The sequence below is a fragment of the Bradyrhizobium sp. USDA 4486 genome (assembly GCF_054057995.1).
Map to the genome: position 1 here is coordinate 7,679,378 of NZ_JBSRZV010000001.1, position 13,163 is coordinate 7,692,540.

11 protein-coding genes are annotated in these 13,163 nt (G+C 64.7%); 3 read left to right on the forward strand and 8 right to left on the reverse strand.

Features of this window, described 5'->3' with window-relative positions:
* Positions 1–104: 104 nt before the first annotated feature.
* Genes ACVWY3_RS36295 through ACVWY3_RS36305 form a run of 3 tightly spaced genes read right to left on the reverse strand, consistent with a single transcriptional unit; the run spans position 105 to position 3,250 of the window.
* Positions 105–956: an FAS1-like dehydratase domain-containing protein gene (locus ACVWY3_RS36295; protein ID WP_456842737.1), complete on the reverse strand. Its 852-nt coding sequence runs from the start codon at positions 954–956 to the stop codon at positions 105–107.
* Positions 953–2,071, reverse strand: coding sequence for a CaiB/BaiF CoA transferase family protein (locus ACVWY3_RS36300; protein WP_456842738.1), 1,119 nt, complete (start codon positions 2,069–2,071; stop codon positions 953–955). The genes ACVWY3_RS36295 and ACVWY3_RS36300 overlap by 4 nt, the downstream gene beginning before the upstream one ends.
* A 9-nt stretch (positions 2,072–2,080) precedes the next feature.
* Positions 2,081–3,250, reverse strand: coding sequence for an acyl-CoA dehydrogenase family protein (locus ACVWY3_RS36305; RefSeq protein ID WP_456842739.1), 1,170 nt, complete (start codon positions 3,248–3,250; stop codon positions 2,081–2,083).
* A gap of 125 nt (positions 3,251–3,375) precedes the next feature.
* On the opposite strand from ACVWY3_RS36305, the gene ACVWY3_RS36310 reads away from it, so the two are divergent.
* Positions 3,376–4,296, forward strand: coding sequence for a LysR substrate-binding domain-containing protein (locus ACVWY3_RS36310; protein ID WP_456842740.1), 921 nt, complete (start codon positions 3,376–3,378; stop codon positions 4,294–4,296).
* Between the two features lie 226 nt (positions 4,297–4,522).
* On the opposite strand, the gene ACVWY3_RS36315 is transcribed toward ACVWY3_RS36310, so the two are convergent.
* A complete protein-coding gene (locus ACVWY3_RS36315; RefSeq protein WP_456842741.1) occupies positions 4,523–5,797 on the reverse strand; it encodes a cytochrome P450 in 1,275 nt (424 codons plus the stop codon).
* 190 nt (positions 5,798–5,987) lie between these two features.
* A complete protein-coding gene (locus ACVWY3_RS36320; RefSeq protein ID WP_456842742.1) occupies positions 5,988–7,253 on the reverse strand; it encodes a cytochrome P450 in 1,266 nt (421 codons plus the stop codon).
* Positions 7,254–7,558: 305 nt separating this feature from the next.
* Here ACVWY3_RS36320 and ACVWY3_RS36325 point away from each other — a divergent pair, with 305 nt between their 5' ends.
* Positions 7,559–8,704 (forward strand): DUF898 family protein, encoded by a 1,146-nt coding sequence (locus ACVWY3_RS36325; protein ID WP_456843541.1) that lies wholly within the window; start codon positions 7,559–7,561, stop codon positions 8,702–8,704.
* 3 nt (positions 8,705–8,707) lie between these two features.
* On the forward strand, positions 8,708–9,817 hold the full coding sequence (locus ACVWY3_RS36330; protein WP_456842743.1) for a M48 family metallopeptidase: 1,110 nt from the start codon (positions 8,708–8,710) through the stop codon (positions 9,815–9,817).
* 111 nt (positions 9,818–9,928) lie between these two features.
* On the opposite strand, the gene upp is transcribed toward ACVWY3_RS36330, so the two are convergent.
* Genes upp through ACVWY3_RS36345 form a run of 3 tightly spaced genes read right to left on the reverse strand, consistent with a single transcriptional unit; the run spans position 9,929 to position 13,114 of the window.
* On the reverse strand, positions 9,929–10,558 hold the full coding sequence (gene upp / locus ACVWY3_RS36335; protein ID WP_456842744.1) for a uracil phosphoribosyltransferase: 630 nt from the start codon (positions 10,556–10,558) through the stop codon (positions 9,929–9,931).
* A 50-nt stretch (positions 10,559–10,608) separates the two neighbouring features.
* Positions 10,609–11,850, reverse strand: a complete 1,242-nt coding sequence (locus ACVWY3_RS36340; RefSeq protein ID WP_456842745.1) for a URC4/urg3 family protein — start codon at positions 11,848–11,850, stop codon at positions 10,609–10,611.
* 7 nt (positions 11,851–11,857) lie between these two features.
* The gene (locus tag ACVWY3_RS36345; RefSeq protein WP_456842746.1) at positions 11,858–13,114 is read right to left on the reverse strand and encodes a GTP cyclohydrolase II; all 1,257 of its coding nucleotides are present in this window, start codon (positions 13,112–13,114) and stop codon (positions 11,858–11,860) included.
* Between the last annotated feature and the right edge of the window lie 49 nt (positions 13,115–13,163).

Sequence of the window (13,163 nt, forward strand, 5' to 3'; positions counted from 1 at the left end):
GTGTGCTTATTGTCAGGTTCGTCATTCCGGGGCGCGGAGCGAACCCGGAATCTCGAGATTCCGGGTTCGATGCTTTGCATCGCCCCGGAATGACGGTGACGGAGCTACCACACCGCCGTGCCCTTCATCGTCGGCTGCCCCTCCGCATTCGCGGTCCACAGCTCCATGCCCGCCTCGGTCTCATTGGCATTGACCGAAAACTCCGTGCCCTCGAACAGCGGCTGCACGCCGCGATAGGTAAACTTCTTCGGCGCCTTGCCGCCGCGCAGCTTTGCGGCCATCTCGATGATGAGCGCCGCCTGCAAGGGCCCATGGAAGATCAGGCCCGGATAACCCTCGACCTTGGTGACGTAGTCGCGGTCGTAATGGATGCGGTGGCCGTTGAAGGTCAGCGCGGAATAGCGGAACAGCAGCACGGGATCGGAGACATGCGTCTCGCGATGCTGCGCCTTCGGCGGCGCAGGCGGCGCCTTCGCAGTGGTGGGCACGTTGCTGGTCATCTCGCGATAGACGATGTCCTGCCGCTCGCGGATCGCGGTGCCGCGCGGGGAGGAGATGCTGTGCTCGACCGAGACGAAGCACAGCGTGCCGGTCGAGCCCGTCTTCACCTGCACATCGGCAATGCGCGAGGTTCGCGTCGATTCATCGCCGACCTGCAGCGGCAGCAAGAACTCGATCTCGCCGCCGGCCCACATCCGGCGCGGCAGCGGCACCGGCGGCAGGAAGCCGCCGCGGGTGGGGTGGCCGTCCGGCCCGAGCATCGACATCGGAAACACCGGCTGCGCCAGGCACCAATGCACCGTGAACGGTGCGGCATCGCCGTTTTTGGGCTCGCCGACCTCCTGGAACAGCGTCGCGCGCAGGCCTTTCACGAGCTGCGCGGTGACGATGTCGGTCGCCTCCGTGCTGCGGCCGATCCATTGCCGCAAGTGATCGATGTCGAGCTTCTCGGTCATGACGCCTCGCTCTGTTGCTTGTTCTGGGGCTTTTCGCCGATCGCGGGCACAGCGCCATAAGTGCGCGTCTCGCCGACGATGATCGGGGCCGGCGCGGGATAGCTGACGCGGCCGTTCGGCGTATCGACCTCGATGCGGCGCAGATGCGGATGATTGGTGAGGTCGGCCATGGTGTTGACCTCGGCAAAGGCGATGTCGGCGTCCGACAGCCGCTTCAGCAGCTCGTCGCGCGTCATCTTGCCGAAGATATCGGCGACAATCGTGTCCGTGAAATCGCGGTTGCGAACGCGCTCGACCATGTTGGCGACGCGCGGATCGGCCGGAAGATCCGGCTGGTCCAGCACCTTCACGCATAGCGTCTTCCACTCGCGCTCGCTCTGGATCGAGATCAGGATGTCCTTGCCGTCCTTCGAGGTGAACACGCCGTAGGGAGCGATCGAGGGATGGCGCAGGCCCATGCGCTTGGGCGGATTGCCGGCTTCGGAGTTGAGCAGCGGCACAGTGCACCAGTCGGCCATGACGTCGAACATGGAGATGCGGATATCGGCACCCTTGCCAGTGCGCCCGCGCCCGATCAGCGCCTCCAAAATCGCCGCATGCGCGGTGGCGCCGGTCGCAACGTCCACGATCGACATGCCGACGCGCGAGGCGCCATCGGGATTGCCGGTGATCGAGGCGAGTCCGCTCTCGGCCTGGATCAAGAGATCATAGGCCTTGCGATGGGCGTAGGGACCTTCGTCGCCATAGCCGGTGATCGTGCACGAGATCAGTTTTGGATAGTCCTTCAGCAAGCGCTCGCGCGAAAAGCCGAGCTTGTCCATCGAGCCCGGCTTCAGATTCTGGATCAGCACGTCGGCGCTCGCGATCAGCCTCTCCAACTCGGCGCAGCCTTCCTTCGTGGCAAGATCGACCACGACGGATTGCTTCCCGCGGTTGAGCCACACGAAGTAGCTGCTCTGGCCCTTCGCCGCCGCGTCATAGCCGCGGGCGAAATCGCCCTCGGGCCGCTCGATCTTGATCACCTCCGCGCCGGCATCGGCCAGGCGCGAGGAGCAAAACGGCGCCGCCACCGCCTGCTCGACCGCAATCACCCTGATCCCGTCAAGTGCTCCCATGATGCGACCTCAGTACGAGCGCGGCATGCCGAGCACATGCTCGGCGACAAAGGACAGCACGAGGTTGGTCGAGATCGGCGCGACTTGATAAAGCCGGGTCTCGCGGAACTTGCGCTCGACGTCGTATTCCTCGGCAAAGCCGAAGCCGCCATGGGTCTGGATGCAGGCATTCGCCGCTTCCCACGACGCATCCGCCGCCAGCATTTTTGCCATGTTGGCCTCCGCGCCGCAGTCAAGCCCGGACTCGTATTTGCGCGTGGCTTCCTTCACCATCAATTCAGCGGCGCGCATCGACGCGTAGGCCTTCGCGATCGGGAACTGGATGCCTTGATTTTGGCCGATCGGCCGGCCGAAAACGCTGCGTTCCTTGGCGTAGTTCGTCGCCTTCGCGATGAACCATTTGGCATCGCCGACGCATTCGGCCGCGATCAAAATGCGCTCGGCATTCATGCCGGAGAGGATGTAGCGGAAGCCCTTGCCTTCCTCGCCGATCAGATTCTCCGCCGGCACCTTCATGTCGGTGAAGAACACCTCTGTCGTGGCATGGTTCATCAGGGTGCGGATCGGGCGGATCTCGAGCCCATTGTTCTTGGCCTCGCGCATGTCGACGATGAAGACCGACAGACCATCGGTGCGCTTCTTGACCTGCTCCTTCGGCGTGGTGCGCGCCAGCAGGATCATCAAATCGGAATGCTCGGCGCGGCTGGTCCAGATCTTCTGGCCGTTGACGATGTAGCTGTCGTTGCCTTCCTTGCGCGCAAAGGTCTTCAGCGAGGAGGTGTCGGTGCCGCTGGTCGGCTCGGTGACGCCGAAGGCCTGCAGCCGCAACTCGCCGCTCGCGATCTTCGGCAGGTATTTTGCCTTCTGCTCGGCATTGCCGTGCCGCAGCACGGTGCCCATCGTGTACATCTGGGCATGGCAGCCGCCGCCGTTGCAGCCCGCGCGCTGAATCTCTTCGAGGATCGCCGCCGCCGCCGAAAGCTTCAGTCCCGCGCCGCCATATTCTTCCGGGATCAGCACCGAGAGATAGCCGGCCTCGGTCAGCGCATCGACGAAGGCCTTGGGATAGGCCATCTCGCGATCGAGCTTGCGCCAATACTCGCCGGGAAACTGCGCGCAGAGCTTTGCGACGGCTTCGCGGATGTCGGCGTGATCGTCGGTGTGGTGTTCGTCACTCATGGCGTTTCCCGTATCTAGCGGCAGTTAAGATAACGCCGGCCGATGCTCTGGCGTTGTGAAAACAACGTCAGCCCCCTATGCTCATTTGCTATAGCGTATGGAGTAGCCTTCCAGGATTGGCAAGCATGGATTTCCGGCAGCTCAGGACCTTCAGTTGCGTGGCGGAGCTTGGCAGCCTGTCCAAGGCCTCCGACACGCTGCGCGTGGCGCAGCCGGCGCTCTCCCGGCAGATCAAGCTCCTGGAACACGAGCTGCGCACCGATCTGTTCACCCGCAACGGCCGCGGCATGGTGCTGACCGAAGCCGGCCGTCTGCTGCTGGCGCGCACCTCCGGTATCGTGCGGCAGATCGACCAGATCCGCGACGACATCCAGTCGGCCAAGGGGCCGCCGTCGGGCCAGGTCGTGCTCGGCCTGGTTCCGACCGTGAGCTGTGTGCTGTCGGCGCGTTTTGCACGGCGTTGCGTCGAAAAATTTCCAGGCATCTCGCTGCGCATCGTCGAGAGCTATAGCGGGCATCTCGTCGAATGGCTGCATCGCGGCGAGATGGATCTCGCCATCCTCTATGGCCGCTCGGCCGATCTTCATCTCAACGTGCAGAGCCTGGGGCGCGACAACATCGTCGCGGTCGGCCCGCGCGGCTGCGGCCTCGCGCGCAAGAAGAACGTCGACATTGGTTGGCTGCTGCGGCAGCGGCTGGTGCTGCCCAGTCATTCCCACGGTCTCCGCGCGCTGATCGAGCACGCCGCCGCCCAGCGCAAGATCAAGCTCAACGTCCAGCTGGAGGCAGATTCGTTCCGCGTGCTGACGAGTCTGGTTGAGGAAGGGCTTGGGTTCGCGCTCTTGCCGCCCTCGTCGGTCCATGGCGAGGTCGCGGACGGGCGGCTGGAAACGGCAATGGTTTCCAAGCCGATGACACGCGAGCTCATTTTTGCCTCTCCGATCGATCGCCCGCCTTCGACAGCGTCCATCGCCATCACCGCACTCCTGCGCGAGGAGGTCGCCGCCTGCCGCAAGGACGGCGTGTGGGACATCAAATTGAGTTAGATGCGCTCGTGTCGTAGACCAGCCAGGCGCGGTCGGCACTTCGCATCCTTTGCGAGCTGTCATGCCGGAATTTTATAGCTGGGCTGGGATGCCGCGCGTTTGATGCACAGGTGCACCCAAAACCTCGTCATTGCGAGCGCAGCGAAGCAATCCAGGAATCCCTCCGCGGTGGCAGTCTGGATTGCTTCGTCGCAAGAGCTCCTCGCAACGACGAAGGATGGCGCCGCTACCCCGGAATCCGCACCGGCAGCGACTCATATCCCTTGATGAAGCTCGAATAGATCCGCTTGGGTTCGCCGACCACCTCGATGCGGTCGAAGCGCTTCAGCATCTCCTCCCAGACGATCTTGAGCTGCAATTCGGCAAGGCGCATGCCGACGCAGCGGTGGATGCCGAAGCCGAACGACAGATGCGTGCGCGGGCGCGGGCGGTCGATGATGAAGTCGTTCGGCCTCTCGAACATGTCCTCGTCGCGGTTGCCCGAGACGTACCACATCACGACGCGGTCGCCCTTCTTGATATGCTTGCCGCCGATCTCGGTATCCTGGAGCGCGGTGCGCCGCATATGCGCCAGCGGCGTCTGCCAGCGGATCACCTCGGGGACCATGGAATCGATCAGCGCGGGATTTTCGCGCAGCTTGTCGTACTGGTCCGGATTCTCGTTCAGCGCCAGCACGGAGCCGGTCATGGTGTTGCGCGTAGTGTCGTTGCCGCCGACGATGAGCAGGATGATGTTGCCCATGAGGTTGTCGGGGTCCATGAAGCGCGTGGCGTCGTTATGCGCCATCAGCGACAACAGGTCGTTGCGCGGCGCGGAGTTGACGCGCTCGTTCCAGAGCTTCGACATATAGGCATAGCACTCGTCCATCTCGCGGCGGCGTTCCTCGGCGGACGCGACGATGCCGCTCTTGGGCAGCGCGGTCGAGACGTCGGACCAGCGCGTCAGCTTGCGCCGCTCCTCCCAGGGGAAGTCGAACAGCGTCGCCAGCATCTGCGTGGTGAGCTCGATCGAGACGCGCTCGACGAAATTGAAGGTCTCGTTGCGCGGCAGGTTGTCAAGCACGGTCTGCGAGCGCTGCCGGATCAGCTTGGCCAATTCGTCGAGATGGGTCGGCGTGAACATCGGCGAGACCGTCTTGCGCTGCGCCGAATGGCGGGGCTGGTCCATGGCGATGAAGCTCGGCCAGTCATAGCCTTCCGGCACGTCGCGGATCGAGATGCCGCCAAGCGTCGAGTCCGAGGAGAAGATGCCGTGATTGGTGTCGACATGCATGATGTCGTTGTATTTCACCACCGACCAGTACGGCTCGATCGGCGCGTTGGTGCAGTAATGCACCGGCTCTTCCTTGCGCAGCCGCTCGAACCACGGCCACAGCGTGTCGTCCTGGAACAGCCTGGGAGCGCCGGGGTGGAACTGCGCCAGCGGCGTCGCATAGGCCTCCTCGCGCGCCCTGCGCATGCGTTCGGCCTTGTCCGCTTTAACCGGCGCTTGGAAGTTCATGGTGGTGGCTCCAGGTTGGTTTCTCACCTCTCCCGCTTGCGGGAGAGGTGAGCGCGCAGCGCCGGGTGAGGGCTTTCTCCTCTTGGGCATTGTCCCATTGTGGAGATACCCTCTCCCCAGCCTTCCCCCGCAGGCGGGGGAGGGGCGCAGCTTCTTTGCGGATGTTGCTCGAACTCATCATTTTGCGAATCTACGCCGCAATCTTCACCGGCAACGTCTCCAGCCCCTTCACGAAACTCGAATAGACCCGCTTCGGTTCGCCGACCACGTCAATATGGTCGAAGCGCTTGAGAATCTCTTCCCAAATAATCTTGAGCTGGAGTTCAGCAAGCCGCAGGCCCACGCAGCGATGGATGCCGAAGCCGAAGGAGAGATGCGTGCGGGGACGGGCGCGGTCGATGATGAAGTCGTAGGGCTTTTCGATCGCCTCCTCGTCGCGATTGCCCGAGACGTACCACATCACGACCTTGTCACCCTTCTTGATCTGCTTGCCGCGGAACTCGAAATCGGAGAGCGCGGTGCGCCGCATATGAGCGAGCGGCGTCTGCCAGCGGATCACCTCCGGCACGAAGCTGTCGAGCAGCGCGGGGTTTTCGCGCAGCTTGCGATATTGCTCCGGGTGCTGGCTCAGCGCGAGAAGCGAACCCGACATCGTGTTGCGCGTGGTGTCGTTGCCGCCGACGATCAACAAGATGAGATTGCCGAGGAAATTCTTGGCATCCATGTCGCGCGTCGCGGCGCCATGCGCCATCATCGACAGGAGGTCGCTCTTCGGCGGCTGCGCGATGCGCTCCTTCCAGAGGCGGGAGAAATACGCCGCGCATTCCGTCAGCTCGGCCTGCCGCTCGTCCTCGGTCGCCACTAAGCCGTCGGGACCGGGGATGGTGGTGGCGATGTCGGACCAGCGCGTCAGCTTGCGGCGGTCCTCCCAGGGAAAGTCGAACAGCACCGCGAGCATCTGCGTGGTGAGCTCGATCGAGACCTGGTCGACCCAGTCGAACACCTCGCCGCGCGGCAGATTGTCCAGGCACTCGGCCGAGCGCTTGCGGATGTTGATGGCGAGATTGTCCAGGTGCGTCGGCGTGAACATCGGCGCCACGGTCTTGCGCTGCGCCGCGTGGCGCGGCGGGTCCATCGAGATGAAGCTTTCGCGGCGCAGATCCGGATCGATGTCGCGGATGGTGATGCCACCGAGCGCGGAGGCCGAGGAGAACACCGCATGGTTGGTCTCGATCTCCATGATGTCGTTGTAGCGCGTCACCGACCAATACGGCCCGAACATCGAGTGCTTGCAATAGTGCACGGGATCCTCGCGGCGCAGGCGATCGAAATAGGGCCAGAACGTATCGGTCCTGAACAATTCAGGATCGCCTGGATCGAACTGCTCCAGCGGCAGTGACGACGCCCGCTCGCGCAATGCGTCGAGCTTGGACGCGCTCTCCATGGTCCCATGCATGACCGTTCTCCCTGGCTTCCCACGCGCCTTTTTATGAATTCTGCGCCGCGGTATTTGATTTGCAATTACAGCCGGTTGTCTGCGCCGGAGCAAGGGAGAGTTTTGCCGCATCCAACCTTTGCGAGAGGGATTCGGGCGAATGTCACGTGGATGTGTCAACGTGATCTCCCGCACGCTGCTGCCCAGCAATCCAGCGAGAAATCGACTGGAAACGAGGTCAATCGAACCCCCTCATCTTGGGGACCGACTAATCTTGTGATCTATAGTTTGGCCGTAAGCACCCCGAGGTTGCCGCCGTGAACGACATGCAATGGACCCCGATCGGGTCCGAACCCTTACCGCCGCCGCTGCCGCCGACGCGCGTCGATTTCGCCGGCAACCGCACCAAGTTCCGGAAAATGGTCACCACGGGTGCCGTGCTGGAGCTGGTCACCTTCGGCTTCTACCGGTTCTGGCTGGTCACCGACATCCGCCGTCATCTCTGGTCGAACACTTCGATCGACGGCGACGCCGCCGAATACACCGGGCGGGGCAAGGAGCTTTTGATCGGCTTCCTGTTCGCGCTCGCGATCCTGGTGCCGATCTATCTCGCCTATTTCCTCATCGGCATCGAGTTCGAGCGCTGGCAGGGCTTCGCCTCGACGCCGCTGTTCATCAGCTTCTACGCCTTCGGCCAGTTCGCGATCTTTCGCGCGCGGCGCTATCGGTTGACGCGCACGGTCTGGCGCGGCGTGCGGTTCTGGATGGACGGCTCGGGCTGGGCCTATTCGTTCCGGGCCATGGCGTGGGGCCTGCTGCTATTTCTCACCCTCGGCCTGGCGCTGCCCTGGCGCGAGGCTTCGCTGGAACGCTACAAGATGCGGCACACCCATTACGGCGATTTGCGCGGCGATTTCGAAGGCGACGGCTGGACCTTCTTCAAGCGCGGCTGGTGGCTGTGGCTGCTCAGCCCGATCGCGCTCATCATCTTCCCGTTGGCCCCGTTCTTCTATGCCGAGTTCAAGGCGCGCGAATGGCGCTGGTGGCTCGACGGCATCCGTATCGGCGGCGTCAGCGTGTCTTCGGAGTTGCCGCACAATGTCTTCTACGGCCTGTACTGGAAGGTGATCGGCTGGTGGCTGCTGCTGAGCACCATCTTCGGCTTCTATATCGGCGGCGCCATAGCGCTTGCCAGCAAGCTGACCGGCCTCCCGGCCGATGAGGTGTTCGGGCCCAATGCTCATAGAGCCAACATCGCTATGCTGGTGATGATGGTCGTTGGCTATTTCGCCGTTGCCCTCGCGGTCAACATCATCATGCGCGTTTATCTTCAGCGCGATCTCTGGGCCAAGGTGCTGGAAACGGTCGAGGTGCACAATATCGGCGCGGCCGCGGATGTACGCGGCAGCGGCGAGCTTGCCAGCGCGCTCGGCGAAGGCTTTGCCGACGGGCTGGATGTCGCGGGATTCTGATCTGTGAGCGAGCTGTTCACCGGGGCCCCGGCGCAGTCGGCCAAGCCGACCATCTTCTTCGACGGCGTGTCGAGCCGCAGGCGGCAGGTGACGCTGGTGCTCGGCGATGCCCTCGAGATCGTCGAGGAGGGCGCAGCACCGGTGCGCTGGGCCTATGCCGACATCCGCCGCGCCGACAGTCCGGCCGGCATCTTGCGGCTTTCCTGCACGACCGCGCCGCCTCTGGCGCGGCTCGAGGTCCGCGACGTCACCCTGGCGACGCAGGTGATCGTCCGCTGTGCGCGGCTCGACGAGCACCAGACCTCGCGCCGCGGGCTGGCGAAAATCGTCGGCTGGTCGGTGGCCGCCGCCGTGTCCATCGTCTGCGTCGTGCTGTTCGGCGTGCCGCTCGCGGCCGACCGGCTGGCGCCACTGGTGCCGAAGCCGATCGAGCGCCGCATCGGGGATGCCTCCGAAGTCCAGGTGAAGACCATCTTCGGTGGCAGCGTGTGCGAAGAGCCCGCGGGCAAGGCCGCGTTCACCAAGCTCGTCAACCGCCTGCGCGATGCCGCCGGCCTCGACGACGATGCCATGACCGCCGGAGTGCTGCCGAGCTCGGTGCCGAATGCGTTCGCGCTGCCGGGCGGCAAGGTCTACGTGCTGAGGGGGCTGCTCGACAAGGCACAAAACCCCGACGAGCTCGCCGGCATCCTCGCCCACGAGCTCGGCCATCTCAAGCACTACGACAACATGCGCGGCCTGATCTACAACGGCGGCACCTCGTTCCTGATCGGCCTGTTGTTCGGCGACATCACCGGCTCGAGCGCCGTGATCTTCGCCTCGCGCAGCGTGGTCGAAGCCTCCTATTCGCGCGAGGCCGAGACCGGCGCCGACACCTTCGCGATCGAGATCATGCACAAGCTCGGTCGCTCGCCAAAACCCGCGGCCGAGCTGATGTTCCGCATCACCGGCAAGGAAGGCGGCAGCGGCTTCACGATCCTGGCGAGCCATCCGCTGACCGAGGACCGTCTCGCGCGGATGACGAAAGAGGATCGCCCCGCCAGTGGCCCGCCGCTCTTGAGCGACAAGGAATGGCAGGCGCTGAAGGGGATTTGCGGCAGCGGGAAGGTTTAGCGCGGGATGAGCTTTGCTTGAATTGGTGCGAGCCCAGAACTCGAAGCACCTCTCCCGAAGAGAGAGGTAAGCAACGGACAGCCAACCGGGCCTAACATCATTGTCTCTGAACTACCGCGTCCCGTAGGCGCGGTCGCCGGCGTCGCCGAGGCCCGGCAGGATGAAGCCGTTCTCGTCGAGACCTTCGTCGACCGCGGCGGTCCAGATCGGCACGTCCGGATGCAGTCCGCGCAGCCGCTCCAGTCCTTCCGGTGCTGCGATCAGGCAGGCGAGGCGGATGTCCCTGGCGCCGCGTTCCTTCAGCCGGTCGATCGCGGCGACGGCGGTGTTGGCGGTGGCGACGACAGGCGTCACCACGATGGCGAGACGCTCACCGAGATCGGACGGTGATTTGAAGAAATATTCGACCGCGGCAAAGCTGTGCGGCTCGCGATAAAGACCGATATGGGCGACGCGCGCGGTCGGGACCAGGTCCATCATGCCGTCGACGAAGGTGGTGCCGGCGCGCAGCATCGGCACGAACACCAGCTTCTTGCCGGCGATCTTGGCCGAGTGCATCGTCGCCAGCGGCGTATCGATCACGGTGTCGGCGAGCGGCAGATCGCGCGTCACCTCGTAACACAAGAGCATGCCGATCTCCTTGATCAGCTCGCGAAACGATTTGGTCGAGATGGATTTGTCCCGCACCAGCGTCAGCTTGTGCTGCACCAGCGGATGATCGACGATCGTGACGCCTTCCATGATCGGTTGCTCCTGAAATTCATCAAGTGGGTGCGTGAGCGACAATAGGGTCAGAAAACCGTGCCGTCGCTGATCACCTTGAGCGGCGGCGAACCATCTGGGCGGCGCGCAAAGGCAATCGCGCGGCCCGCGGCCCAGGTGCCGCCTTCGAGGATGCTGGCGAGCGGCAATGTCTCGGGCGTGCGGCCAAGTTTCGCGCGAATGAGTTCGGCGAGCCGGTCGAGCAACGCGACCGTCAGCGCGCGCCATTCGACGACGAGCAGGGAATCCACCGGATGCGCGCGCTCGGCATCCGCGGCGTCGCGCAGGCGCAGCACCTCGTGATCGACGAACAGGCCGCCATTGCGGTATTCGGCAAGCCCGGTGAGGCCGTCGATGTCGGTGACAACAAAGCCTGCGCGCTGGAGCGGCTCGATCAGCGAATAGCTCAGCCATTGCGACAGCTTGTGCAGCGGCACGAGGCCCGCGGTTACGTCATCCGTCTTGAGCGCAGGGTGATGCCAGCAATCGCCGAGCGGGACGCCCGCGAGCTCGAGCCGCGATGGCCAGATCGGCCCGAGCTGGTTCAGCACCGCGGACAAGATCGCCGGCGCGGCGATAGCACCGCTTACGGCTCGGGCCGCGATGTGGTCGAACAGCCCGCCGGGCCGCGGCGTGTCCTGCAGGCCGAAAATGTCCGCACGCCCGGCAATCAGCCGGCCCAGGCGCCGCAGCAGATCGGTGCGTCCCTCCAGCCCGAGCAGCGGATTGGCATCGCTTACCTGAAAGGCTGATGTGAGCGCCGCGAGCGGCAGCTCTGCGAGCACGCCCGCGTCGGCCCTGAATGGCGCGCGGGCATCGCCGGAGAAGAGTCCGGTTGCGAACATGTCGAGGCTCGCGATCGCCAGCCCCTCGGACCGCCCGATGCTTTCCCCTGTCACCGCGTCACGATAGCGCCACGCGGCACCTGCGCCGGCGTCGAGCAGCACGCTGACGATAGCGAGATCGAACTCGGTGCGCGCCCGTGCCGCGCGGTCGGGCCAGGATGCGGCGTCGGCGAGCCGCGCCCAGCGATCGATGCCGCCAAGCACGAAATGCCGCCAGCGCGCATGGAAGGGAATGTCCAGCGCCGGATAGGCTTTGCGCGTCACCGCTAACACGGCCTCCGCGACGCCATCCATGCGGCCGAGATCGATCGTGAAGTGACTCAAGCCGCCGCCGGCGAGGCCGGTCTCGAGCATCTGCCCGGCCCGCGCGCGCACCGCCGTCGCGGTGAGCAGCGAGCGCGCCTGTCGTTCCAAAGCGTTCGCCATCGCGCGATCAGTATTTTTCCAGCGAACGCCCGACCACGCCGTCCACGTCCTTCTCCGGCGCAATGTCGGTCGAGTAGTAGCCCGCGGCCTTCTTGGCGGCGATCTCGACATGGGCGTCGGCCGGGATCAGCTCGGGCGGGATCGGCACACGCTCGACGATGTCGATGCCCTGCGAGGTCAGCGCGTCGTATTTCATGTCGCTCATCGACAGGAAGCGGTCGATGCGCTTCAGGCCGAGCCAGTGGATCGTATCCGGCATCAGCTGCTGGAAGCGTGCGTCCTGGACGCCGGCGACGCATTCGGTGCGCTCGAAATAGGCGGCGGCCGCATCGCCATCCTCCTGGCGCTTGCGCGCATTGTAGACCAGGAATTTCGTGACCTCGCCGAGCGCGCGGCCTTCCTTGCGGTTGTAGACGACGAGCCCGAGCCCGCCCTCCTGCGCGCCGCGCGCGGATTCCTCGATGCCGTGGATGAGGTAGGGCCGGCAGGTGCAGATGTCCGAGCCGAACACGTCGGAGCCGTTGCACTCGTCATGCACGCGGCAGGTGATTTTTGTGCGATGGTCCGGCAGTTTTGTCACATCGCCGAACAGATAGACGGTGGTGCCGCCGATCGGCGGCAGAAACACCTTCAGGTCCGGCCGGGTCACGAGCTCGGGGAACATGCCGGCGGTCTGCTCGAACAGCGTGCGCCGCAGCTCGGTCTCGTTGGTGCCGAACCGCGTCGCAAGGCCGGGCAGGTACCAGACCGGATCGATCGCGATCTTCACCACCGAGACGCTGCCATTGGCGTGCACGACCTCGCCGTCGGCGCGCAGCCGCTTCGCGGCCAGCGCCTCGCGGATCTCCGGCAGATCGAGCCGCGCGCGCGTCACCGCGATGCTCGGGCGGATATCGACGCCCTCGGCGATGTCCTTGCCGAAATTCTCGGCGACGAGATGCCCCCACGGATCGAGCGCGACGATCTTTGCGGGATCGCGCCATTGCTCGAACGGACCGATGGTCGCGGCCGGAAAGGTGTTGGTGAGATCTGGCCGGCGGATCGGATCGAGCGCGCCGGCGGACACTGCGAGCGCGCGGTACATCGCATAGGAGCCGCCATGGCTGCCGATCACGTTGCGATCCCCGGCGCGCGACACCGTGCCGATGATCGGCCCGCGGGCGTGCGCGTCTGCGGCGCCCCAATGGATCGGATAGGCGGCTTTCTTGCCCGGCTCCGGATGGGAGGTCAGGCGGATATGCTCGGTACGGTTCGCGCGGCTCATGTCCAGGCTCCCAAAAAGCCAACGGCCCGCCGCTCGGACGGGCCTGGCT